At 60.8% G+C, this 24,243-nt stretch carries 17 protein-coding genes and 1 tRNA gene; 6 read left to right on the forward strand and 12 right to left on the reverse strand.

The genetic code is table 11. The features are described from left to right. Positions 1-278: 278 nt before the first annotated feature. Together HMPREF2129_RS06290 and HMPREF2129_RS06295 are read right to left on the reverse strand one after the other, a co-directional pair. Positions 279-352: transfer RNA gene (locus tag HMPREF2129_RS06290), tRNA-Met, on the reverse strand. Between the two features lie 131 nt (positions 353-483). After that, entirely contained in the window at positions 484-3,441 is a 2,958-nt protein-coding gene (locus HMPREF2129_RS06295; RefSeq protein WP_084576616.1) for a UPF0182 family protein, read from the reverse strand. A gap of 154 nt (positions 3,442-3,595) precedes the next feature. Here HMPREF2129_RS06295 and HMPREF2129_RS06300 point away from each other — a divergent pair, with 154 nt between their 5' ends. Then, complete coding sequence (locus tag HMPREF2129_RS06300; RefSeq protein ID WP_084576626.1) at positions 3,596-4,087, forward strand: PPA1309 family protein; 492 nt, start codon at positions 3,596-3,598, stop codon at positions 4,085-4,087. A gap of 12 nt (positions 4,088-4,099) precedes the next feature. Beyond that, positions 4,100-4,756, forward strand: coding sequence for a hypothetical protein (locus HMPREF2129_RS11130; RefSeq protein WP_034664419.1), 657 nt, complete (start codon positions 4,100-4,102; stop codon positions 4,754-4,756). Here HMPREF2129_RS11130 and HMPREF2129_RS06310 read toward each other — a convergent pair. Further along, positions 4,753-5,802, reverse strand: a complete 1,050-nt coding sequence (locus HMPREF2129_RS06310; RefSeq protein WP_034664495.1) for a YlbL family protein — start codon at positions 5,800-5,802, stop codon at positions 4,753-4,755. The two genes, HMPREF2129_RS11130 and HMPREF2129_RS06310, sit on opposite strands and share 4 nt — an antisense overlap. Positions 5,803-6,048: 246 nt before the next feature. Here HMPREF2129_RS06310 and HMPREF2129_RS06315 point away from each other — a divergent pair, with 246 nt between their 5' ends. Next, positions 6,049-7,536, forward strand: a complete 1,488-nt coding sequence (locus tag HMPREF2129_RS06315; protein WP_034664421.1) for a zinc-dependent metalloprotease — start codon at positions 6,049-6,051, stop codon at positions 7,534-7,536. Here HMPREF2129_RS06315 and HMPREF2129_RS06320 read toward each other — a convergent pair. After that, on the reverse strand, positions 7,533-8,069 hold the full coding sequence (locus HMPREF2129_RS06320) for a M48 family metallopeptidase (RefSeq protein ID WP_052092883.1): 537 nt from the start codon (positions 8,067-8,069) through the stop codon (positions 7,533-7,535). The genes HMPREF2129_RS06315 and HMPREF2129_RS06320 overlap by 4 nt on opposite strands. A 75-nt stretch (positions 8,070-8,144) precedes the next feature. Here HMPREF2129_RS06320 and HMPREF2129_RS10620 point away from each other — a divergent pair, with 75 nt between their 5' ends. Further along, a complete protein-coding gene (locus HMPREF2129_RS10620) occupies positions 8,145-8,987 on the forward strand; it encodes a hypothetical protein (protein ID WP_052092886.1) in 843 nt (280 codons plus the stop codon). Here HMPREF2129_RS10620 and HMPREF2129_RS06330 read toward each other — a convergent pair. Genes HMPREF2129_RS06330 through HMPREF2129_RS06360 form a run of 7 tightly spaced genes read right to left on the reverse strand, consistent with a single transcriptional unit; the run spans position 8,984 to position 20,696 of the window. Further along, a complete protein-coding gene (locus HMPREF2129_RS06330) occupies positions 8,984-11,029 on the reverse strand; it encodes an ATP-dependent DNA helicase UvrD2 (protein WP_034664423.1) in 2,046 nt (681 codons plus the stop codon). The genes HMPREF2129_RS10620 and HMPREF2129_RS06330 overlap by 4 nt on opposite strands. Then, entirely contained in the window at positions 11,029-12,150 is a 1,122-nt protein-coding gene (locus HMPREF2129_RS06335) for a potassium channel family protein (protein WP_034664425.1), read from the reverse strand. The genes HMPREF2129_RS06330 and HMPREF2129_RS06335 overlap by 1 nt, the downstream gene beginning before the upstream one ends. A gap of 53 nt (positions 12,151-12,203) precedes the next feature. Beyond that, positions 12,204-15,530 (reverse strand): ATP-dependent helicase, encoded by a 3,327-nt coding sequence (locus tag HMPREF2129_RS06340; protein ID WP_034664498.1) that lies wholly within the window; start codon positions 15,528-15,530, stop codon positions 12,204-12,206. A 34-nt stretch (positions 15,531-15,564) separates the two neighbouring features. After that, a complete protein-coding gene (locus HMPREF2129_RS06345; RefSeq protein WP_034664427.1) occupies positions 15,565-18,765 on the reverse strand; it encodes an ATP-dependent DNA helicase in 3,201 nt (1,066 codons plus the stop codon). 3 nt (positions 18,766-18,768) lie between these two features. Next, complete coding sequence (locus HMPREF2129_RS06350; protein WP_034664428.1) at positions 18,769-19,506, reverse strand: hypothetical protein; 738 nt, start codon at positions 19,504-19,506, stop codon at positions 18,769-18,771. 17 nt (positions 19,507-19,523) lie between these two features. Continuing rightward, positions 19,524-20,450 carry a DUF3152 domain-containing protein gene (locus HMPREF2129_RS06355; protein WP_084576618.1) on the reverse strand — a complete coding sequence of 309 codons (927 nt, stop codon included), beginning with the start codon at positions 20,448-20,450 and terminating at the stop codon, positions 19,524-19,526. A 21-nt stretch (positions 20,451-20,471) separates the two neighbouring features. Then, positions 20,472-20,696 carry a DUF3107 domain-containing protein gene (locus HMPREF2129_RS06360; RefSeq protein WP_034664430.1) on the reverse strand — a complete coding sequence of 75 codons (225 nt, stop codon included), beginning with the start codon at positions 20,694-20,696 and terminating at the stop codon, positions 20,472-20,474. An 80-nt stretch (positions 20,697-20,776) separates the two neighbouring features. Between HMPREF2129_RS06360 and HMPREF2129_RS06365 the strand changes: the two genes are divergently transcribed. Continuing rightward, positions 20,777-22,081 (forward strand): DEAD/DEAH box helicase, encoded by a 1,305-nt coding sequence (locus HMPREF2129_RS06365; RefSeq protein WP_034664500.1) that lies wholly within the window; start codon positions 20,777-20,779, stop codon positions 22,079-22,081. Continuing rightward, positions 22,078-23,304, forward strand: coding sequence for an Rv3212 family protein (locus tag HMPREF2129_RS06370; RefSeq protein WP_034664431.1), 1,227 nt, complete (start codon positions 22,078-22,080; stop codon positions 23,302-23,304). Before HMPREF2129_RS06365 ends, HMPREF2129_RS06370 begins: the two co-directional genes overlap by 4 nt. Here HMPREF2129_RS06370 and HMPREF2129_RS06375 read toward each other — a convergent pair. Continuing rightward, on the reverse strand, positions 23,301-23,792 hold the full coding sequence (locus tag HMPREF2129_RS06375) for a hypothetical protein (protein WP_156959247.1): 492 nt from the start codon (positions 23,790-23,792) through the stop codon (positions 23,301-23,303). The two genes, HMPREF2129_RS06370 and HMPREF2129_RS06375, sit on opposite strands and share 4 nt — an antisense overlap. Positions 23,793-24,243: the final 451 nt, after the last annotated feature.

Here is a 24,243-nt window from a genome sequence, read left to right on the forward strand (position 1 = left end):
TCAATAAGCTTTCTCCCGAACGCCACGGTTGAGCAGTCTCACCCCCGAGATAGGCAGACCCCCCGAACTGCCGGCTCCCGTGGCGTTCCTTCGTTGCCGCCGACCTCGCAATCACTAAGCAATGCCCCGAAAACCTGCGCCGCTTCGTTGGAGCGTCGCAGTTCCGTTTGGTGCAGGATTTTGACCCTAGTGCACCAGCTAGTGCACCAAATGGTGATCCGCTCACAAAATGAAGAAGGCCCCTACCAGCATTTGCACTGGTAGGGGCCTTATCTTAGTAGCGGGGGCTGGATTCGAACCAACGACCTCTGGGTTATGAGCCCAGCGAGCTACCGAGCTGCTCCACCCCGCGTCGAGTGATATGTAATTCACCTGCTGTCTAAATGACAACGGCGTTAACTATACGCACGGGGTACTAGAACGACAAATCCCCTGGCTGCCGCTTTGTTGTTGCGGTTGGGCAACCAGGGGATGTGCTGGTGGCTACTGGATGTTTTGGTAGTCCTTGACGGCACGGTCAAGTTTGTCCAGGGCCTTGCCGTATTCCTCGAAGGAGCCGTTACGTGCGTTTTCGATGCCACGCAGGGCGTCGTCGATAGCCTTCAGTGCGGAGTCCTTGTTGTTCGGGCTGTCCGCTGGCTTGGGCTTGTCTTCCTTGTCGGTGTCGGCGGCAGCATCCTTGGGTTCGGTGGTGTTCCCGTCAGCGTCTACAATGCTGATGTCCTGGGCTTCCTTCGCGTCAATGCCCACCTGGCTGAGAGCCTGGGAGACGGTCGGCGCGTAGCCCACGCGGCCCTTGTAGAACACGAGGACGCGGAGCAGCTTCGGGAATGCGGATTCCTGGTCCTTGCGCTGCGAGTAGATCGGCTCAACATAGAGGATGTCCCCGCCCGCCACCGGGAGGGTGAGCAGGTTGCCGTTCTTCAGGGTGTTGGAGCCCTCCCACAGCGTGCGGTCGCGGGCCACCTGGTCGGAGGACATGAGGGCGTCCTGCGCCTGCTTCGGGCCTTGGGTCTGCGTGTTGGTGGGCAGAACGCGGACGGTGATCTTGCCGTAGTTGTGCGGATCAGACGTCACGGTCATGTGCGCAGCGAGGAACTCACGGCTCAGACCACGGTACGGGGTGATCAGCTGGAAAGACGGCTTGGAGGTCTCCGGATCAGCAGCCACGACGTAGTACGGCGGCTGGTTGAGTTCCTTGCGGCCTTCCGGTGCAGTCGGATCATTCGGGACGGACCAGAACGCGTCGTTGTTGAAGAACACACCCGGGTCAGACACGTGGTAGCGGGCCAACAGTTCACGCTGAACCTTGAACAGATCCTCCGGGTAACGCAGGTGCTCGCGCAGAGTGTCCGGGATGTCCCCGGATGGCTTCACCGTATCGGGGAACACTCCCATCCACGCCTTGAGTACCGGGTCTTCTTCGTCGAAAGCGTAGAGCTCCACCGTTCCGTCGTAAGCATCAACCGTCGCCTTGACGGAGTTGCGGATATACCCCACCTCATTGTTCACCAGACGCTGGTTGGTGCCATCCGGGTTGAGGGCATCCTGCGTCGTGTCCTGCAGGGAGGTGCGGGTGGAGTACGGCAGCGCGGACAGCGTGGTGTAGCCGTCAACAATCCACTTGATGCGGCCATCCACCACCGCCGGGTAGGTCATCTGGTCCGTAGTCAGCCACGGGGCGACCTTTTCCACACGCTTGCGCGGATCACGGTCGTAGAGGATCTTGGATTCCTTGCCCACGCGATCGGACAGGATGAGGTTCATCTCCTGGTACTTCAGGGCAAAGGCAGCACGGTCAAACCAGTTGCCAATGCCCACTCCGCCCTTACCGTCGTAGGTGAAGGAAGACGTATCAGTGTCATACTCCAGCGGGCCCTGGCCCACGTCGCCGACGATGGCGTAATCCAGGCCGTCATTAGCAGAAGCGATAACCGGGCCGTAGTAGACGCGCGGCTGCTCCGCGCGGATACCCAGCTCCTCAGCGTCTTCCTTCTCTGCAGCGTTGGCGTTGGACTGCAGATCAGAGACGGTGAACACCGGCAGGCCACCACGGGTCGAGCCAGCGTCCTGTGCTGCCTCATCAACGATGTTGGCCTGGGCAGCCACGAAGCCGTTGCCGTGGGTGTACACGGTGTGGCGGTTCAGCCAGTCACGCTGGTTCTCACGCAGGGCGTTCGGGTCCAGCTCGCGGGCAGCAACGACGAAGTCGCGCATCTCACCGTCAACCTCGTAGCGGTCCATGGCCAGGTTCTCCGGGAAGCCGTAGAAGTTACGCAGCTGCTGGTTCTGCGTGAAGGTGGGAGCCAGGATGTCCGGGTCAAGCAGGCGGATGTTAGAAATCGTTGCTGAATCATTGCCCACCTCCCCATCATTGGCTGGTTCTGCACCCCAGTTGGTTTCGTAGGTGACTTTGTCCGCGGTCAAACCATAGGCTTCACGTGTGGCCTCAATATTGCGGGCAATGTAATCGGACTCGCGCTCCTGACGGTTCGGGTTCACCGAGAACTGCTGCATCAGAGCCGGCCATGCCTGGCCGATGACCAGGGAGGACAGGATCATCATCACTGTTGCCAGGACCGGGATGCGGAAGTCCTTGAAAACGATGGAAGCAAAGAAGGCCACGGCCACCAGCACTGCAATAACAATGAGGATGATGCGTGCCGGCAACTGTGCGTTGATGTCGGTGTAGGACGCACCGGTAAAGATGTCGTTCTTGCCGTACAGCAGGCTGTAGCGCTGCAGCCAGTAATCAACGGCCTTGACCAACATCCACAAGCCAGCCGTGGCCGCGAGCTGGATGCGGGCGGCCTTGGAAACGAAGCCCTTGGTGCCGGCAACCTGGTTGGCCACGCGGATGCCACCGAGAAGGTACTGCCCTACCACGCCAACGAGGAAGGCGATGACCAGCAGCATGGACAGCACGCTGACAAACATGGAAAACGCAGGTAGAGCGAAGGCGTAGAAACCGAGGTCACGACCGAATTGTGCGTCCGTGGAACCAAAATCCCCACCGTTGAGCCACAGCATGAACGTACGCCACGTGCTTTGCCCCAGCACGCCGGTGATCACACCAACGATGATAGGCACCCACAGCACCAGGCCACGGACGGTGGACTGGATGGATTCTTGGTACTGCGCCATCGGCGAGTTCGGGTCCGAGAAAATCGAGGTCTGCTCACGCGTGCGCCATGTAAACGCGGCGGCAGCAAAGGTGATGCCGGCTCCCACAAGGGCGAACACGAGGAACAAGACGATGCGGACCAGGATCACTTTGGTGAACACGCCGCGGTAGCCCAGCTCGCCGAACCAGCGGAACTCCGTGTACACATTCACCAGCATGGGAATCAGCAGGGTGAGTACCGCGATAACTCCAAGGACCACCAGCATGGTGTTGGATTTCCGCGGCTTCGGACGGGGAATATTCAGGCGCGTGGCCAAAATCGAAGCTCCTTCGACAATCTATGAAAAACGGCTCGGGGTGAGGCTATGTAAGCTTCAACACTAATTTCATTAACGCTTAAAAGACCAGAAGGGTTCCCGCACAGTGTCTGAGCACACCCCCGCGCTGACGCAACAAGCACTGAATAAGGCCATGATGGAGGCCGTCGAATTCGTCCACGCTGAAGGGTGGGACGTGGCGCCGACGTTGTTTGCGCTGGTCCCCACCGCGCTTGTGGCCGATCAATTGGCGGGGCTGGAAGATGAATCCGCACCGTTAACATTGATTGTGCAAGAGGAGATTCCGGCGCACATTCAGCCCGGTTCGGATGAATTGGGTGATTACCTCACGCGCTTGGCGTGGCCGGAGGAGGTCGCCGGCGTGATTTTGGCACAGGAGATCATCTTTAGAGAGAAAGCTGAGGCTGCTGAGGCCTCTAGACCTCAGCAGGCTCGTCCCGCGCGCCTATTTTCCGGTGTGCTGCGGGAGGAAGGGCTAGAGCTGACGCTGTTGCAGATCCGCCCGACGGAGGAGGAATTGGAGGCCGCCGGCCCGTTTGCTCAGGATGAGATCCAGCTGCGTGGGGGTCCGGAAGTCGCCCCCGCAGTGATCGGCGCGCTACGATACAGCCTGGATAATGAATAAGGAGCTCCCCTCGTGTCGTCACTGTCATTTCGTCGCCTCGCCTGCGCCCCCGTGGCCCTAGCGTTGAGCGTTGCTCTTGTTGCATGCTCCTCGAAGGAGGAACCAACACCTGAGCCAACGCCATCGAGCACGGCGGCAACAACATCGACGCAGACAAGCACGGAAGAGACGACGGGGTCGAGTGAGGGCTCGTCCACGGCGACGTCGACAAGCAGTAAACGCCGCCGCGATGATGCGCAGGTTGTTGAGGATGTGCGGGAGAAATTCGCTTCGCTCGCGCCTGAATCGCTTTTCGACGATCTGGATACCTGCGTTGAAACCAGCCTCAAGGATTCCTACGACTGCTCCGGTTCAACCGTGGGGCAGCTGCAATTCTTTGCCTCGAAGTCCATGGCGGAAGATACCGCGGATGTGCTCACGGGCCTGTCTAGCTCCCGCGTAGTGGAGAAAACCGACGAGAAACTGGTGGGTTGGTCCATGCTAGGCAAGACCGCGGTGATCACCGTCGTGGATAAGAAGGAAGGCAAAGTCCTCCAACAGATGGTGGCTAGTGATGTGGATGATCCGGAACAGCGGATCTTCATGCTTGGTCTGGCGGATAGCTACTCCGAGCCGACCGATGAGTCTTCTACGGCTACGACGACTGCGGTGAAGAAGGCTCCTCGCTAATCCACCTTGCAGGTTGCCACGGGTCGGCCGGCGGCGAAATCGTCCATCACGGAAATCGCATCGTCGATGTTGCTCACGCTGGCAACCGTCATGTCTCCGGCATCGGCCTTTGTTGCCTCCGCGCAGTTCTTTTCTGGCGCGAGGAAAAGCTCCGCACCGCCATCACGCGCGCCCTCAATCTTGTGAGTGATCCCGCCGATGGGCCCCACAGTGCCGTCTTCAGCGATGGTGCCCGTGCCAGCAACCTTGTGGCCACCGTTGAGCTTCCCGGGCGACAATTTATCAATCACGGCGAGGCTGAAAATCATGCCCGCGCTCGGCCCACCAATGTCATTGAGGTTGTAATTCACGGTGACATCGCCTGCGGGCTCAGACGTCATGGTCACGCCGAGCAATGGCAACTTCTCATCCTCCGGGTTTGTACCCAACGTGATAGACGCGGTGGCCGGTTGATGCTCGCGCAGGTACTCCACCTCAATGGTCTCCCCTGGCTTGTGTTCCCGCACGATGTTCTGCACCTGTTGTGGTTCTGTCACCTCGTGTCCGGCGACCTTGGTCAGCACATCTTCGGGCTCCAGCACGCCTGCTGCTGGCGCGTCTTTGAGCACTCCGTGGACCAGGACACGAGTGGGCTCGCCAAGGTAGCGCATCGCCGCAACCGTTGCCGCGGCTTCGGAGGCAACGAAGGCTTCCTCGTTGATCTCCCGCATCTCCTCATCCGACACGTCCTTGGGCAGGATCTGCTCCAGTGGAACAATCGAGTCTTTGTGGACGAGCCAGCGGCTCAATGCCTGCGCCATGGTCATGTTCGTGCGTACGGACACCGTGGTCATATCCAACGTGCCTGAAGTTTCATCCACCTCCGCGCCCTCAATATCAATGACCGGGGTGCCCTGCACATCCCCCAACGTGTTGAAGGTCGGCCCCGCCCCCTGCGCCGCATACGGCACGGTGAGCCTGATGTTCGTGCCCGGCACGCCACCCACCACAAGCGCAGCGATAAGCACCGCCAAAGGCACCCCCGTAGCAATCACGCCGCGACGCAGGCCTTTGCGCTTGGCGGGCTCGGCGGGTTCAGGTGTCGCAGTTACTTCGTTGTCCGCTGTTGTTTCCTGGTCCGCTGGTGCGTCGGCAGGTGCAGTGGGGTTAGTGGGCTCGGTGGGCTGGTTCACGGCTGTTAAGCCTACAACAGAGGCGAGGCTGCACATCACCCACAGATGTTCGCTCTCAGCGTTGGGCATCCAGGCCTTATTCCTCGCGGCCTGTTCCATTACCCCGGTAGGCTGACCACCATGGCTAATGGATTCGGGTTCTCTTTCCCCAACGACGACCGGGATGACCGGGATGACCGCGATGGTCAGGACGGTCGCGATGATCGGAACGACCGCGATGGTCAGGACGGTCGCGATGATCAGCACAACCCGTTTGCCCAGTTCGGCTTCAACTTCGGTGACGGCCAGGGCTTCAGCGGTAGCTTCAGCGGGAACCTGTCCGACATTTTGAACCAGTTCGGTGAGATGCTCGGGGGCGCAGTGTCGCGCGCTGCGTCTGGTGCTGGGTCCACGCCGGAGCAGGACGCGGTGAACTATAACGTTGCGTTGCGTGCCGCCCGCCAGGTGTTGAAGAACCCGCGTGGTGCCACAGCGAATGACGCCACTGCGGTCACTGAATCCGTGCGGTTGGCCAACCTCTGGTTGGATGATGCCTCCACGTTGCCTGATTCAGGTGCACGGCCCGAAGCGTGGAGTACGGATGACTGGGTAAAGAACACCCTGCCTACCTGGAAGCGCATGGTCAGCCCCGTAGCAGAGCACATGGGTCGCGCCCAACTGGATGCGATGCCGGCGGAAGCACGTGAGATTTTTGGCCCCATCACGCAGATGCTCGGTCACTTCAACTCCATGAACTTCGGCGCGCGCTTTGGCAGTGCGCTGGGGGACCTGGCTAATCAGACGCTGACGGGTAATGATTTCGGGCTGCCTGTCGCCCCCACCGGCATCATCGGCATTGTGACCAAAAACGTGGAGCCCATTTCTGCGCAGCTGTCCGTACCCGGCCAGGAAGTGCTCGTGTACGTCAGCGCACTTGAAGCTGCCCGCCAGCGTCTGTTCACCCACGTGCCGTGGTTGGTGGAGCGCATCGTGTCCTCCGTGGAGGAATACTCCATCGGCTTGGAGCTGGATACCTCCCACATCGAGGAAACACTGCGGGAACTCAACCTGGAATCGGGCGACCCGATGAAGATGCAAGAAGTCATGCAGAACTTGCAGGACATGGATCTTTCACCACGCATCACCTCCCGTAATGCGGCAGCCACTGCACGACTGGAAACCCTACTCGCTCTCGTCGAAGGCTGGGTCGATGTTGTGGTGGAAGAAGCATTGACAGAGCGGATTCCGTCCACCAGCGCATTGGCTGAATCCTGGGCGCGCCGCCGCGCAACGGGTGGCTCCGCGGAAAATGCTTTCTCCAATGTCGTGGGCATTGAGCTTGGTGCCCCGAAAACCCAGGAGGCCACTGAGTTATGGCGTCGCGTGACCCAGGCCGTGGGTGTGGAACGTCGCGATAAGGTCTGGGACCACCCGGACTTCCTCCCCTCCTCTGAGCACCTGGACAACCCAGCCGCGTTCATTGACACGTTGCTGGATGATGCGCCGGATTCCGCTTTCGACGAAGAGATTGCCAAGCTCGAAGAGATGCTGGCCAATGAGCCCGCACCAGATGAGGATGATCAAGACGGTCCTGGATCTTCTGGCTCGTCTGAGTCTTCTGAGGACTAGCCCGGCCCGAACCGCTGGTAGGCCTCCAGGTACCCCTTTGCCCGTTCGGCGTGGGGCACTTTGTCTGCTTGATCCCAAAAATCAGGTCCGTGGCCGGGGATGTAGGTGTGCACGAGTTCATGGACGAGCACGGCATCCACGACCCAATCGGGGGTGTCTTTCAGCCGGTCACTGATCCGGATGTCGCCGGTGGACACGGTGCATGAGCCCCATTGAGTGTTGTGATTGGGTACCCACCGCACTGAACCAATGCGCGCCCGGCCTCCCAGGATCGTGCGGTTGAGTGTTTCCGCACGGGCATAAAGCTCCGCATCGGATGCACGTTGAGTTGTTGATTTCCTCGCCAGCTTGGCCAGGATCTCCTCCACCGCGTCGCGTTCCTGCTGTGCTGTGAATCGTGCGGGGATGCGGACCTCAATCCGCTCACCTTTGTGCCGCGCCTGCACGGTGCGAGTACGCCGCGCGGAGCGGATGATGTCCACACCTCCCGGCGGCCAATCACCACTGTGAGCTGGGTTGTTGTGTCGAGACATAGCGCGCGGTGGTCTTTCTGTGGTTCGATGGTGTCCACATGTTGTTCGGGGGAACGTTCATTCATTGGGGGAACTATGAGGGATTCCACATTAGTCACGCTTGCACACGGCGTGCACGTTTTACAGCGGGAGCCGGGTGTGCTGCAGTTCGGCATGGACGCCACACGGTGCGGCATCGTGGAAACCCGGTACGCGGATGATCTGCGCCCACTTTTGGCCGGGCTGAGCACGCCCTCACGCATCCGCGAGGTGCGTACCATGCTTATGGGCGTCGACGGGTTCACGGAAAGAGCAGCACGTTCGCTTATCGACGACCTCTTGGCCTACCGCATCCTCACCCCCACCACCACTACTCCCGTAGCCATGCTGGGGGCGTCACCGTTGGCCAAGACTCTCCGGTCCCTGCTGGAGAATTCCGGTGTGGCCGTGCGGGCACCCATGGGGGAAGAATCTGATGGTGCTTTTCTTCACCGGCTGTCTGATGATGTGCCGCTAGTGGTCGTGGATCGCATTGCGCGTCACATTGCCGTGGACCGAAAACTGGGAAAGCACCGGACATGGAACATCCCCATTGCCACGGTGGATGCGCGCGTAGTGGTGGGTCCTGTCAGTCAGGGTGGGTCTGGCCCCTGTCTTGTGTGCGCGGAGTTCTATCTCCTTGACCGCGATCCCGCGTTGCACACCGTGGCTACTGCTCTGCCCGATGGTCCACCATCCCCTGATCCGGTGGTTCTTTCCGCTGGTGCTTCGGCAGCAGCGGCTCTCATCCGCAATGCAGCCGGGGTTCCCATGCCACCGGGGGTGTCCGCAGGCACATTGCAGCATGGCACCACGGTAGCGGTGGACCCATTCGGCCCCACCCCAGTGCACACGCAGGTCCTCGGCACCCACCCCCGTTGCCCGGTATGCGCGATTTAGCGGAAGCCTTCCAGGACCCCGAGGACGTCTTCCCCGTACTGCTCTAACTTCGCCGGCCCAATGCCGGAGATATTCAGCAGGTCAGCGGGCGATTCTGGCATTTCTTCCACGATGCCCAGCAGTGTTGCATCCGTGAACACCATGTACGGCGGATGCTGGTTTTCCCGCGCAATCTCCAGGCGCCACTGCTTCAAGGCGAGGAAGGCGGCCTCGTTGTAGGTCGGCTCACAGTCCTCGTGTCGGCCAAGGCTTTTCTCCGCTGGGGTATCCAGCGGGAAGCCGCATATCCGGCAGGCCTTCGCTCGCTTGAGGCGCTCCGGTGTTGCTTCTACCTCCAGTTGGGGCGCAATGCCGTCTAAGAAACGGGAACGCTCGCGGGACTTCCGGCCACCTTCTTGGCGGGCATACGACCACGAGAGCTGCAGGTGCTCCCGGGCACGAGTGATACCCACGTAGAACAGGCGGCGTTCCTCCTCCACCTCTTCATCCCCCGCTTTAATGGCGTGGGAAATGGGCAGGGTTTTTTCGACTAGGCCCACGAGGAAGACAGCATCCCACTCCAGGCCCTTGGCCGCGTGCAAACTCGCCAGTGTCACGCCGTCCACGGATGGTGGCTGCTTCGATTCCGCACGCTGGCGGAGGGATTGCAGGACCCCCGGCAGGTTCACAGCCTCACCGGTGTTGACAATGTCAGAGATCAACTCCACCAGCGCGTTGAGTGTCTGCCACCGCTCACGCTGGCGCGCACCTTCCGGTTCCTTGGCGCTCAAACCCAAGGGTGCAAACGCGGCGCGGGCAATGGCCACCGGATCATCCGGCAGATCTGTTCGCCGTGTAGCGCTCACCAGAGTGTTGATGGCCTCACGGATCTCCGGGCGTGTGAAGAATCCTTCACCGCCGCGCACTTGGTACACAATCCCGGCATCGGACAGCGCCTGCTCAAACGCCACCGATTGTGCGTTGAGGCGGTAGAGCACCGCGATTTCACGCGCCGGGGTGCCAGCCGCGATGAGTTTTTTGATCTGCGTAGCAACCTCCCTCGCCTCCGTCGGCTCATCCGGATAGGAGGCAAAGACCGGGTCCGGTCCCGGATCGCGCATACCCTGCAATTCCAAACGTGTGCCGGCAACACGGCCACTCGCCTTGGAGATCACCGTGTTAGCTAGGTCCGTCACCTCAGGGGTGGAACGGTAGTCCCGCTGCAACTTCACCACGGTGCCGTGTGGGTATGTCCGGGAGAAATTCAACAAGTAGTCCGGCGTTGCCCCGGTGAAGGAATAAATCGTCTGGTTGGCATCGCCCACCACGGTGAGGTCATCGCGTTGACCCAACCATCCTTCCAGCACACGCTGTTGAAGTGGAGTGACGTCTTGGTACTCATCCACCACGAAGGTTTGGTACTGGCTGCGGAATTCCTCCGCCACTGCCGGCGCGTTTTCCAGGGCACCGGCGACGTGCAGCAACAGATCATCAAAATCCAGTGCCATGCCTTCGGGGCTAGTCTTGGATTCCTCGTAGCGCTTGTACACCGCCGCTACTTTCTCCACGTCTGCTGGCGGTTCACGGTGACTGCCGGCGATCTTCTCTGCATAGCCATCAGGGCTGATCAGGGAGGCTTTTGCCCATTCGATCTCCGTGAGGAGGTCACGCACGAGTTCCTTGTCCGGCTCCAAACCCACGCTGCGCGTGGCGCGGGCTACGAGGGGGAACTTGTTGTCAATGAGCTGCCATGGCAGATCCCCCGCGACCTGCGGCCAGAAGTAACGCAGCTGACGTAGTGCTGCTGCGTGGAAGGTGCGAGCCTGCACCCCGCCGATGCCCATGCCGCGGAGCCGGTCACGCATCTCCCCTGCCGCGCGCGAGGTGAAGGTCACAGCGAGGACCTTTTGCGGGGCGACGAAGCCCTGATCAATCAGGTGGGCAATGCGGTAGGTAATCGTGCGGGTCTTACCCGTTCCCGCGCCCGCCAGAATGCACACGGGTCCGCGGGGGGCGGTGGCGGCAACCCGCTGATCGCTATCAAGCTGGCTCAGGTCGATCACTAGAGATCATCTTCCTGGAGGCGCGCGGCTTCCGTCAGATCATCCTGAGTGTCATCCGCGTAACGGATGTACAGCAGGCGGTCACCCGGCTCGACGGACTCCGCTTCGGGGGAATCCAGGCGGTACAGCTCACCGGAGCGCACCACGCCCAGAACAATGTCGGCGAGGTGGCGGGGGTTGGAACCAACCTCATCGTCCACGATGGCGCGCTCCGCAACGGTAAAGCCCGCATCCGGGCTGAGCAGATCCTCGATCATCTCCACCACCGATGGCGTGCTGGTAGCAATTCCCAGGAGACGTCCTGCCGTTTCAGAGGAGATCACCACTGAGTCCGCACCAGACTGCTCCAACAGGTGCTGGTTTTCTGCCTCACGGACCGAAGCGACGATATGAATACCGGGGTTGATCTCACGCACGGACAGGGTGACCAGCACCGCGGTGTCATCGGTGGATGGGGCCACGACCACGGAACGCGCACGACTCACGCCAGCCACCCGTAGCACGTCTGACTTCGTGCCATTGCCGTGCACTGCAACGAGGCCACGACTTTCTGCGTGGGCCAATGCTTCATGATTGTCATCAATGACCACGATGTTGGATGGTGCCATCCCCTCAGCCAGAAGCGCGTCCACAGCGGAACGGCCCTTCGTGCCATAGCCGATGACAATGGTGTGGTTACGCACAGATTTCCTCCAGCGTTGAAGTTGCAGTGTCTTACGGGAATCCTCGGTGAGGACGGACAGGGTTGTACCGACGAGAAGCATCAGGAATGCCACACGCATCGGAGTGACTATCAGGATGTTGACCACACGGGAGGTTTGCGTCACCGGAGTGATGTCACCGTAGCCGGTGGTGGAAAGTGATACCGCGGAGTAATACACGGCATCAATAAACGTCAGCGGTTCGCTGTAACCATCCTTGTCCAGCCACACGAGCACCGCCACGATGACGATGAGCAGGATGGCGTACAGGAAACGGCGGCTGATCAGCGCCCACGGGGTCGTGCGTGCTGCCCGGGGCAGACGGATGACATTAATCAGTGCGTGATCAGGCAGCGCCGTGAGATCCTCACCGCGCAGCCGTTCACGAAACCGAATCGGCGCCTTAAACGACGGCCTCATGCCACCTCCACTCTTTCTGGGTCCCTAGTGATCGCGAGCGATCACTCTCATCACTAGGACTTTAGATCGGACTCTAGACCTTCGACGGCCGCGGACTGCAACAGCTCCTCCAACTCCCCACGTTCAGGCAGGTCAGACGGCGCGAAATCCTCGCCGGTACGTACGTAGAAAAATACGGCATTGATTGTGCGGCCATCATCAGCAATACGACGCCATGCCTCCTTATACACCGCCAGCTGGAGTTTGGCCGCACGCATTTCTGCCGCTTGCGGTTTGCCACCAGTTTTCCAGTCAACGATGGTCCAGGACCGCTCCCCCGTCACTGGGTCCGGCGCGTCGAGGAAGATCGCATCGATACGGCCACGGACAGTGGACGTACCCAGATCAATCTCAAAGGGGTGCTCAATGTGTTCCGGTGTGCGCCCGGCCCACTGGCTGTTTCCAAAAGACTCTTTGAGGCGGGCCAAGGTGGCGGCGTCAACGTTGGGTTCAGTGTTGCCAGGCAATTCATCGTCGTCAAGCAGAGGGCGCGCCCCGAAGAAACCTTCCACCCATTCGTGGAACGCGGTTCCGCGCTTGGCGTAGGAATTCGGCTTGAACGGCACCGGGCGGCGCGCGCGGCGAGCAAATTGCTCCGGGTCAGCGCGCAGAGCGACGATATCTGATGCGGTCAGCGTGCCCGGCATAGCCACCGCGACCTCCGGGCTTTGTGCGGCGATGTGCTCATTGATCAGCGCCGTGACATCGTTCTCCCACTGGGTGAACAACTCGCCCTCCGCATCAGTGCGGGTGCTATCCGGCTTCTCCGGCAGGTCGGCCTGCGCGGCGAGTACTTTCGCTGCGCCGGCGAGCGCCTCGGGTTCGGCTGCGTAATTTGGCCAGATCCCTTCGTGCGCGGCGGTAGCGTCGAGCTCCTCCTCACCAGCTTCACCATCCCACCACTCGATGACATCGGCGGCAGGTGTGCCATTCAGCGCGACGTCCTTGAACGGCAGGAAATGCTCGTAGGGCTTCGCCTCTGCCTTGCGGCCAGCGACCTTGGCCGAAGCAGTGACGATGAGGCGTTTCGCGGCGCGGGTAACCGCAACGTAGAAAAGACGCGCGGATTCTTCGCCCAAATCTTTCCGCTTCTGATCCAGATATTCCTTGGTCAGGTTTTGGAAATCGGAGCGGGTGCCCGCATCCGCCAAAGCGTTGTAGGAATCATCCGGCACGTACGGCACCTGGGTGAGGAAGGTGGCCACCGTGGACCCGTAGGTTTTCTCATCGGCATGCGCCACGGCAACAGTGTCCCACTCCAAGCCCTTGGCTTTGTGCGCAGTGAGGATGTGCACGCGGTCACCGCTGGTCACCACAGCGCCTGGTTCCAAGCCGTCTTCGTGTTCGGCGGCCAGGTCGAGGTAGCTCAAGAAACCTTCCAGGTCTGAGCCGGGATAGGAGAAAACGACCTTGGCAAAGGCATCCAGGTGCACCGCGCCCGTGGGGGAATTGCGGGAGAGCACTTCCGTGCGGATGCCGAACACCGAAATGATGTCCGCGAAGAGATCCGGCAGGCGCTTGCCCAAGCTGTACTTGCGCAGGTGGCGGAGTTTCGCGGAGAGCTCCTGCAGGCGCACGAGCCCTTCTGTGCTGTAGCGATCCGTCTCCCCTAAATCCGCAACAGCATCGGCGAGGCCAACATGGCGTTCGTTCTCGCCCTTGGTGTTCTCCGCATCGGCGATGAGCTCAGCCAGCTGGACCTGCAGGCGCTCACGCGCATCCACATCGGGGCCAAGTTCATCCACGGCGCTGCCGTGGCGGCGACCACCGGCGAGGTTGAGCGCGCGTTGGGATAGCGCGCTGATGTCTTTCAACCCAAGACCACAGGCCGGGCCGGCAAGGATCCGCAGTGCGGCCGTGGAGTCTTGCGGGTGCACGAGCATGCGGGCAACGGCGACCGTATCTGCGATCTCCGGCACCGTGAGCAAACCTGCAACCCCCACGATTTCGTAGGGCACACCGCGCTGTTCCAGGGCTTCGGCAAAGTGCGCCGAGTGCCGGTTCTTCCGCACCAGAATCGCCGACTCCACGGCTTTACCCGAATTGATTTTCTCGGTGTAATCAGCCGCGATCGCATCCGCGATGGCTTCAACTTCTTCATCTTCGGTGGCGAAGTATCCGATTTCCACTTGGCCGGGGCTTGCGTCCGGCTTCGCTTCCAGCGGCTCCACCGCCCGTGGCGCGCCATCAGGGGAACCAAGCACTGCGTCGGACACAGAGTTAGCCAACTCAAGGACCTCCGGCGGGTTACGCCAGGACGTGATCAACTGTGCCTTCGGCGCCGGGCTTCCGTCCGCCAGCGGGAAATCCTCCACAAAGGCGGCCAGGTTCGCCGCTGTGGCACCACGCCAGCCGTAAATGGCCTGCATCGGGTCACCAACGGCGGTGACGGTAAGGGGGTGCGCGTGGCGTTGCGGATCATCGGCGTTATCCCCGAATAGGCTGCGCAGCAGCACGCGTTGGGCATGGGAGGTGTCCTGGTACTCATCCAGCATGACCACGCGGAACCGGTCGCGCTGGGAGGCGCCCACGGCCGCGTGCTCACTAGCGAGCTTGGCGGCCACGGACATTTGCTCGTTGAAGGTCACCACACCACGAGCGCGAAGCTCAGCGGCGAGTTCGCCAGCCAGTTCCGCGTAGGCCGTGCGGAGCTGCTGGGTATCCACCCACTTCTGCACTTCTTTGTTGTAATTTTCTCGTGCTTTACCGCGAGGAAGTTCAGCCACGCTCTTGATAAAAGCCTCTGCTTCTTCCTTGATGCGCTCCGGCGGGTAGACCTCATTGCCCATGGAATTGACTAGCGCCAAAAGCGTGTCCACCACCGTGTCCACCGATGGGTTCTTGCTCACTCCCTCCAGCAGTGCACCGGCGTGGTTGGACACCACGTCCCAGGCGATGGAGTGCAGTTCCGCATCCGTGATCAGGCGTGCATCCGGTTCAACCGGTACGAGCAGCCCGTATTCACGGATGAGGGAGCCCGCATAGGAGTCATACGTGGATACCGTCGGGGCGATCGCGGTGAGGTTCTTGGCCAGTTGCCCTGTCGGGTCCAGGTGGCGCACCAATTGCTCATTGGCGGCGAGACGCTCCAAGCGTTTGCGGATGCGCTTGCCCAGCTCTTGTGCTGCCTTGCGGGTAAACGTCAGGCCAAGGACTTCTTCCGGGCGCACGTAACCATTAGCCACCAGCCACACCACACGTGATGCCATGGTTTCAGTCTTGCCAGCACCAGCACCCGCAACAACGAGGAGTGGGCCGGGTTCCGCGCCGATGATCGCCGCTTGTTGGTCCGTCGGCGGGAACTTATCCTCCAAGTATTTTGAGAGCACGCGTGGCTTCATCGGGGTTGTCGCAGCGTGCGCTTCATGTCCTGTGTTAACCACGGGTGGTCACCTCTCCTTCAGGCTGGGCGGGGCAAATGTTTTTGATCTGGCAAAAATCACAATGTGGACCAGTCACCGCGCGTAACTGCGGCCCCGTCATTTCAGCGGGCAGGGGCCTGATCAGTTCTGTGAACTCAGCGCGCTGTTCTTCATCTTTGGGCGCCTGTGTCCTCGTGGTCACGCCGACGGTCTCCGCCGCGGGATACACCAGGGTGCCACCACCGACAGCCAGGGGTGTTTCTCCTTCAGCGGCGGTAACCACTGCCCCATCGCGCCACGCCCCGTGGGACAGTGCCAGCTGGTAGGCAAGTAGCTGCGGGTGCTCTTCGATCTCCTTGCCGGAAACCGCATACTTGGATGTTTTCAGGTCCACCACATGCACCGGTGCGGTGTCATTCGTGCTGTCACCTTCGCGTTCAAGCCGGTCAATGCGTCCACCAATCACCACACCAGGGGCGACTTCCACGTGCACGGGCACTTCCACGCCCAGAAGGTCAAAGGTCCCGCGGGTATCGTCAACCCATTTCGCGGCCTTATCCAGCATCTCCTCAAAAGCAGCCAGGTCATTGGTGCGCTTCCACGCGGGGACGTCGAAAAGCTCGGTGTACGCCTTGATGGTGTCCGCACGGGCCAGCTCAGCGTCAGCGCCTCGGCCGAGTGCCTCGAAGAAGAAGTGCACGAGCGTGCCACGGGTCATCGCATCCGTCGATGTTGCGGTGATGTCGCGCTCCAGCACGTTGCGCATTGGGCATTGAAGCAGGCCCTCAATGCGTGAGGGCGACAGCCGGCTGGGCGGCTCCATCGCTTCGCTTGTCGACGGATCTCTCACTGCCCACCACTGCCCCGGATCCGCCCCCGGAATCCCTCCTTCCGCCATCCGCGCAAGCTGGCGTGCGGTTTGGTTTGCGTGTTCCTCATCCGCTTCGGGGTCAGTGACCACGCGGCGCAGCTCCGCAATCACATCCTCAGCGGCCAGGACGCGCACGCGAACATAGCTGTATGGATCTTCCTCATCGCTTGCTGCATCACTCGCGCCTGTTGCGGGTTGTGCCTGCGGGATCTCTGCCACATCTGGCACCACCATCGTTCGGGCCGCGCCTGTCTGGGCAGCGAAGGCGGCGACAAAGCGGGACGGCTCCACCACTTCATCACCCTCCGGGCTGTCGACTGCAGTGACGAGGACGTGTTCCGTCGCACGGCTCACAGCCATGTGGAACAGGTGGTTTTCTTCCTTGAGGCGGTCCGCAGTGTGGGACACCGGTGTAGCCGGGTCAATGCCTTCATCCACCAGGTCAATGAGGTCTTCTTGGCGCATAAGCGTGCCAGTTTCACTCAACGTAGGCCACGTCAATTCTTGTACGCCACTGACAATGACACGGCGAAATTCTCTGCCAGCTGCACCGTGCGCGGTGAGCAGCGGCACGGCATCCGGAACCGCAGTACGGCGGTCACGCACACCCGTGGGCAGTTCTTGTTCCTCAATGTGGGCGATGAAGGAATCAATCGTGGCGGTGCGGCGGCGTTCGGTGAAATCCCCCGCCGCGTCAAAAAGTGCCATCATCGCATCCAAATCACGGTCCGCCTGGGAACCGCCGGCACCACCGCGCAGGGCGATGGCCATCAGGCTGTCCGCCAGCTTCGTTGCTGACCACACAGCCCACAGGACTTCCTCGACGCTGCCGCCGGCTTCCAGTTCCGCACGGCCTGCTTCAAGAACGCTGCGCATCCGGGTGAGAATAGCCAGTTCCCGCTCCGTCAGCATTGAGCCAAAGTCCGGCAGCTCCCCGCGCTGGTTGAGCAGCTCCCGCAGGGTGTCCTCCGCGCGGGCTTCGGGCTGCCAGCGGCGCAGGCCTCGCAAAAGACGGCGTAGGGTCACTGGATCCACTCCACCTACTGGGCCGAGGAGGAGCTGGCGCCATTGCGCCATGCTCAACTCCTCATTGCCACTACCATTGCTGCTATCGCTGCTATCACTGTTACCGCTGCGTAACGCACGCAAGCCCAACAGCATGGCCATGACAATCTTTTGTTCACTGAGCACAACGTCCGTGGGGTTGACTGCCACGGGCACACCGGCCTGCAACAGGGCGCGACGCAGCGGTTCGATCATGCCGGCGGAACGAACAATCACGGCCATGTCACTCCACGGCACGCCATCACCCAGGTGAGCGCGGCGCAGAGCATCCACTACGGTGGCGTGGTTGAGTGCCTCAGAAGGCGCAATGGCCACAGCCGCGGACGGGTTGCGCCGGGTGGCGCCGAGGTCCACCAGGTTCACATCCACACCAGTGCCCGCGGGGACATCGCGCTCAAAATTGGCAAAGAACAGCGGGGAGGCACCACGGAAACGGAACACGGACTGCTCCAGGTCACCGCCAACAACAGCCAGGTCCGCTTCAGCCACCAAACGGGACACCAACTGCCCCGAAGCAGGATCAAGATGCTGGGCATCATCCACGATGACGGTGTGCCAAGTGCGCGGCAGCGGTGCCCGCAACACCTGGTCCACCAGCTCCGAAGCGGAGTAACTGCGGGCACCGTAGAGGGCCATGACCGCCTGGTACTCGGCGAGGAAATCACCGGCAGCGCCCCAAGTGGGAATATTGTGCTGCTCCCCCATCTCTTTCAGTTGTGCCGGTGTGAGTGTGCGCTCCACCGCACGCAGCAAAAAATCACGCAATTGGCGGGCAAAGCCCACCATCGGCAACGCAGGGCGGAGTTCTTCAGGCCACGACCCGCCCCCGTCTTCCACATGGCCCTGGAGGAGTTCACGGATAGCAAAGTCCTGCTCCGCGCCAGAGATCAAACGAATCTGGCTACTTTCACCGCCATCTACCGGTTCAGCTGTACGAAGGAGAGCAAAAGCGAGGGAGTGAATGGAACGCACAATCGGCTCATCCGCAACGAAGCCCAAAGTGGCCAGTTTGTCCGATAATTCCTGGCGGACTCGCGCGCCCGATTCTTTGGAAGCGGTGATCACCACAACCCCGTTGGGGTCCGCACCAGCGGCAATGCGGGCGGCAGCCGTGTCAATGAGGAAGCTGGTCACACCCGAACCTGCTTCGCCGGTCACCTTCCACACACCGGAGTCCGGCAAAGCAACTGGCCACTTTCGGTCATGCACCGTGCGTTCACGTCGAACGAGGTAAGCCCGCGGGTGTGGTGGTAGCGCGGGTGTTTGCGGGGAGTTCATGCCCTACAGTGTTGCACCTCGGTACGACATCAGCAGGGACCCCACCCGGTCAATATTCGAACTAAAATTCGTATCAGCTACGAAAGTTGCGGCCAAACTAGTGCGGTACTCCAGCGCCCGCTCACATAAAAACAGCAGGTCTGGGATGTGCGACCAGCGGTAAACAACAGCGTCGTCGACAGCGTCGGCCAAAAGCCCGTCGATAAGCGTGAGCGCGGCGCTGTACCCCTGTGGGCGCGGACCTTCTGCGGGCACGATGTCAGTCAATGCGGGCGGCAGCGAGCCCTCAAAAATGCAGCACCCGAAAAAATCAGCGTGGCTGAGCTGACCGCCCTTGATGTAATCGGAATACCCGGCCCATACGGCGCGATCGGCGCGCGCCCACACATCATCACGGTCAAGCGAGGGGGCAGAAAAATAGGCCATCGCTTTGTCAAAACGCAGCGCAGCGGCAATCGCTTCGTCCACGCGGTGACCAGGCTCCCCCTCCACAAAATCGGAGGCACGGTAGCCCGAAACGGTGAAGCGACCATCCGTCGTCCGCACCGGACGCACTACGCGCACCCCTGGTACGGCGACCTTCTCCCGCAACTTAGATGACCACGTGGCGTGCGCGGGTGCTTCCGCAATGACCATCCGGCCGAACCGCACACCATTACCCCACTCCGGACCGAGCGGAACAGGGCTTGAATCACCCGCCTGAAAAGACGTCAGAACATGTCCCGGAATAGTCTTCACCACACTGTCCTCCTACAGCCTTACAGCACAGCCGGCCGCGGGTATGGCCACGGGTTCGCGCGACACGTATCGTTGTTTTCCGGATAGACCTCCTCCGGACTGAGGTCATAAAGCTCCTTGTTGTTCAGGCTCAGCGTCTGCTGCATCATAATCGGCGCCAGATCCCCATTAGCCGGGCATGGCTCATGCGCCGCGTAGCCCAGCGCGTGACCCACCTCATGGTTGATCACATACTGACGGTAGCTGCCCAAATCGCCCTGGAAAGGTGCCGCACCGCGCACCCAGCGTGACTCGTTGATGAGCACCCGGTCCCCCTCATCCTCGTTGAAAATACGGCAGGACGTTTCCAGCCCCAAATCATCACCACAAGTAGTACGAGCTGTTCCCACAGAGATCAACTGAATACGCAAATCCGGATGATCATCGGAACCAACATGCTCAAAGCGCACATTTGGGTCATTTGTCCACCCCCGCGGATCCGCCAACGTGGCATCCACCATTGCGGCAAAAGCATCATCCCCACCGTAGCCACGGGTATCAATTCCGTCCTCCACCTCGGTGGCAAAACGCACGACCTGCTCACGGCCTTCGCCGACCTGCATACCCTTAGAACCAACCGGCCGGAAAGTTCCGCCACCTTGTTCCGTGTATGGCCCACCGGGCGGTAGTTCAGTGATTCCTACTTCACCCACTGGCATATCCTCCACCGTTTTACGCACGGAGGAACTCTGCGCCCCCTCCGGTGCGCGGGATGTGCCCACGGTCTCCTCCGCCGGGGTGGTCACAATCGACCACACCACGAGCGCCGTCACCACAATGAGCACCGGAATGGCGTAGGCACGCCAACCGTAGTTACGCACGAATTCATTCCAGGCGGAACGAAAGCGATTGTTACTCCTGTACACCTCAGCGTCGAACTCGCTGGGATAGTGGGGACGGTGAGTCATGGGGTCAAATCTATCGCGCTTCTAGCCGGAAAAGCCGACAGCACGCGGGGTGGAATTACCCAATTCGACGTAGAGGATGCGCTCCGTGCGCACCACGTATTTCATACCGCGCTCATCTTCGAGCGTGATGGTCGGTGCGCCGGATTCAATAGCCCGTGTGATGTGGTCCGAAATCTCGTCCTGCCCCTTCGGCGAGGTGATGGAGAGTTCACGGTGGCTTTCTGCCAGACCAATCTTGATTTCCATTGCGGCTATCTCACTGTCCTTTGCTCTTGACAAACTGTGCAATAGGCACATTGTAGCGGTGGGCGGTTAAGATGTTCACCGTGCCCGATCGCTTTGAACAGTCACCGCCCTCCTTCGCCGCGCTTGGCGTCGCCGCGGAGATTGTGGAGGCCCTTGCGCACAACGGCTTGACGCATGTGTTTTCCATCCAGGAACTCACATTACCCATTGCGCTGGAAGGCCGCGATCTCATTGGCCAGGCGCGTACAGGAATGGGCAAGACGCTCGCGTTCGGTGTTCCCGTTTTGGATCGCGTTTTTGATGATGCCGCGATCGCTGAGCTCGATGGCACCCCGCGCGCCCTCATCATCGCCCCCACGCGTGAGCTTGCAGTCCAGGTGGGTGAGGATCTTTTACTCGCCGCAAAAAATACGCCGGTTCGCTTATCGACGATCTATGGTGGCCGCCCTTACACCGAACAAATCAACGCCTTGAAAGCAGGTGTTGATGTTGTCGTGGGCACCCCTGGCCGCCTTTTGGACCTTCACCAGCGCGGCGACTTGGACTTGAGCAAGGTGGCCATCCTCGTGCTCGATGAGGCCGATGAGATGCTCGATCTGGGCTTCTTGCCTGATATTCAGAAGATCTGGGGCGCACTGAACCAGCCGATTCAAACGATGCTGTTTTCCGCCACGATGCCGGGTCCGATCCTGAGTTTGGCTCGCTCCATGATGAACAAGCCAATTCATATCCGTGCGGAATCCACGGAGTCCTCCCAAATCCATGACACCACGAAGCAGGTAGTGTTCTGCTCCCACAAGATGGACAAGCCGGAGGTGACCGCGCGTATCCTCCAAGCCTACGGCCGTGGTAAGACCATCATCTTCACCCGCACCAAGCGCACTGCCGCCGATGTAGCCGAAGACCTTGCCCACCGAGGTTTCTCCGTCGGCTCCGTCCACGGCGACATGGGCCAGGAAGCACGCGAGCGTTCCCTCGATGCTTTCCGTTCCGGTGAAATTGAGATCCTCGTTGCCACCGATGTTGCTGCCCGCGGTATTGATGTTGATGACGTCACCCACGTCATCAACTACCAAACCCCTGATGATCCAATGACCTACGTGCACCGCATTGGCCGCACCGGCCGTGCCGGCCGCACCGGTACCGCAGTCACCCTCGTCGGCTTCGATGAGACCCACAAGTGGAAACTCATCAACGACGACCTCGACCTGGATATGCCTGAACCTCCGTCTTGGTTCTCCACGTCCCCTGAACTCTTCGAAGCGCTGGACATCCCCGCTGACGCCGGCCCCACCGTTGGTGCCCCACGCCCCGTTCACGGCCTGCGCTCCCGGAAGCCTCGCAGTGACCGATCCGCTTCCCGTCCTCGGAGACGCCGCCGATGAGTACGAACCTACCTCTGCGCCGGACCCGCGGCGACCTCATCGCCACCGCCGTCATCGCAACGATCTGCCTGATCGCCCTACTCATCGCTTTCTTCACGGCGCCGATCCGCCAGGATCACCTTTCGCCTGCTGCCGAGGAACTCACGGACGCCGGCACCCTCGCCGCCGTACCTGAGTCCCTCACCGAATCCTTCACCCTGCCGGACACCTCACCGCAAGCGCGCCCTCTCATCGTCAACGGTGTGATTGTCACCTACAACGATGGCACCATCACCGGCACCACCCCGGACGGTGCCACCCAGTGGACCTACAAGCGCAGCGCTGAACTCTGCGGCATCGCCGGCGCATGGGGCAAGGTTGTGGCCGTGTACCGCACCAATATCGGCTGCGGTGACGTGGTGGGCATCAACGCGCTGACCGGCCAGTACGCGAACACCCGCTCTGCGGGAAGCACCCCGGTGGGAACCGTCTTTTCTTCCAATGACCGCGTGGGCATCCTCGGCATTGACCGTGAGTATTCCCGCACGGAACTGTGGCGCTCCGACCTCGTGCGCACCGTGGAATATGGCGACGTGAAAGCTCCACAAGAACCCGATATGCAACCGCATCCCGGCTGCACGTTGACCTCTGCTCTGACGCGCACAGAACTTCTGGCCATCACCGAGACCTGCGAGGATGGTACATGGCTGCGGTTCCAGGACACCACTCCGGAGGATTCCCGCAAACCGGAACTGCATGAATCCGTGTCCATCCCCGATGGCGCTTACCTCGTGGCTATCAGTCAAGACGCTGCCGCCGTGCACGATCCAGCGGCGTCCACCGTCACCTCCTACTCACAGAACGGCACACAACTTCACAGCGCCCAGGTTCCCGCCTCCAATCTGCTCGCAGACTCCCCCAGCCGCATTCTTGTACCGCAGACTGCTGATCTCCCCCACAACATGACCTACTTCGACGGCCACAACTTGCTGCTCTTGGACCCGTCAGATCTCGCCGTCACCACCATTTACCAGGGTGCTCTCGGCACCGGCGTCGGTGTCAGCGACCGGCTGCTCTACCCCACCACCGAAGGCGTTGCCATCGCCGATTGGAACGTCGACCACCCCGAGCGCACCATCCGCGTTGACCGCGCCGGCTACACCGGCCCGGTGACGTTGGGGTCGGCGGGTGCCACCATCGTCGAAAAGCGTGGCGATACCGTCGTTGTCCTCGACGCTTCTTAGCCTTGCCGCGCGCGACGCTCGTCGAAACTTGCGGTTGCCCAGCTTGTGGATGCCGGGTGGAGCGCACACCCCAACGCCACCAGCCCGGCGAACAACGTGACCACACCAAGCGTGGTAGCACCGCCGCTGAACATGTACACCGAAATACCCAGGAGCAGCACGTTCAGGAACACGATGAGGCTGCGCCCCCACGTGTGACCACGCAGAATACCCACGGCACCGGCGAGCATCGGGCCGAACACCAAGAGCACGAAGATCGCGGTACCAACCCCCACGAAGGCAAACGCGGGGGTATCGGACTCCACCAACGTCTCATCCGTGCCCATTTGTGCCTGCGTGATGGCGAAGTACACGCCACACGCAATAGCGACGACCCCCTCGAGGATCGCCACAATGGCCGCGACCTTCATCGGCGCCGGGACCGTCCCCACGGCAGGGACATCAGTGGTTGTGCTCTTTAACTCAGGATGGGAAGCGTTAGAACTCACGCACATCATCCTAAGGGTTGATAGTGATTTGACGAACTTCCCACCCTCCCCCTCTTTTAACTACGTCTAAAATCCCAGTTCAAAAGGCTCTTGTCACGATCATTGCGCGGGCGATTGACCCCGTCACCCCTCAGAAAAACCTTAAAAGATGCACCAACAAATATGAATTGCATCACAATTTGGTCCCTACCCCTAGCGGAGTGTATGTAAACGTGCCATTATTCACGGGTAGCAAAAACAAAGAGCTGGTTACCCAGCCACCAACTCCAGATCACCACGGAGTTAACATCCGGTAAACGGAAGACGGGTCCCGCAACCATCGGGAACTACCGCCCACAACGCACCGGATCCGCTCAACTTTTCGCACGACCATTCATCACCGGGAAAACCCCGCGTATTTCACGCGCCTGCCCCCGTTTTTGATAGCGCCGTGAGCAAAGTGCGCCGTGGT

The sequence above is a fragment of the Corynebacterium tuscaniense DNF00037 genome, assembly GCF_000759055.1.
GTDB classification, from domain to species: domain Bacteria; phylum Actinomycetota; class Actinomycetes; order Mycobacteriales; family Mycobacteriaceae; genus Corynebacterium; species Corynebacterium tuscaniense.

Coding starts and splice junctions, on each gene's coding strand:
- HMPREF2129_RS06315 (WP_034664421.1), top strand. CDS start 6,049: ATGGCTAATGGATTCGGGTTCTCTTTCCCCAACGACGACCGGGATGAC.
- HMPREF2129_RS06370 (WP_034664431.1), top strand. CDS start 22,078: ATGAGTACGAACCTACCTCTGCGCCGGACCCGCGGCGACCTCATCGCC.
- HMPREF2129_RS06340 (WP_034664498.1), bottom strand. CDS start 15,530: ATGAAGCCACGCGTGCTCTCAAAATACTTGGAGGATAAGTTCCCGCCG.
- HMPREF2129_RS10620 (WP_052092886.1), top strand. CDS start 8,145: ATGAGGGATTCCACATTAGTCACGCTTGCACACGGCGTGCACGTTTTA.
- HMPREF2129_RS06355 (WP_084576618.1), bottom strand. CDS start 20,450: ATGACTCACCGTCCCCACTATCCCAGCGAGTTCGACGCTGAGGTGTAC.
- HMPREF2129_RS06345 (WP_034664427.1), bottom strand. CDS start 18,765: ATGAACTCCCCGCAAACACCCGCGCTACCACCACACCCGCGGGCTTAC.
- HMPREF2129_RS06335 (WP_034664425.1), bottom strand. CDS start 12,150: ATGAGGCCGTCGTTTAAGGCGCCGATTCGGTTTCGTGAACGGCTGCGC.
- HMPREF2129_RS06300 (WP_084576626.1), top strand. CDS start 3,596: ATGATGGAGGCCGTCGAATTCGTCCACGCTGAAGGGTGGGACGTGGCG.
- HMPREF2129_RS06360 (WP_034664430.1), bottom strand. CDS start 20,696: ATGGAAATCAAGATTGGTCTGGCAGAAAGCCACCGTGAACTCTCCATC.
- HMPREF2129_RS06320 (WP_052092883.1), bottom strand. CDS start 8,069: ATGTCTCGACACAACAACCCAGCTCACAGTGGTGATTGGCCGCCGGGA.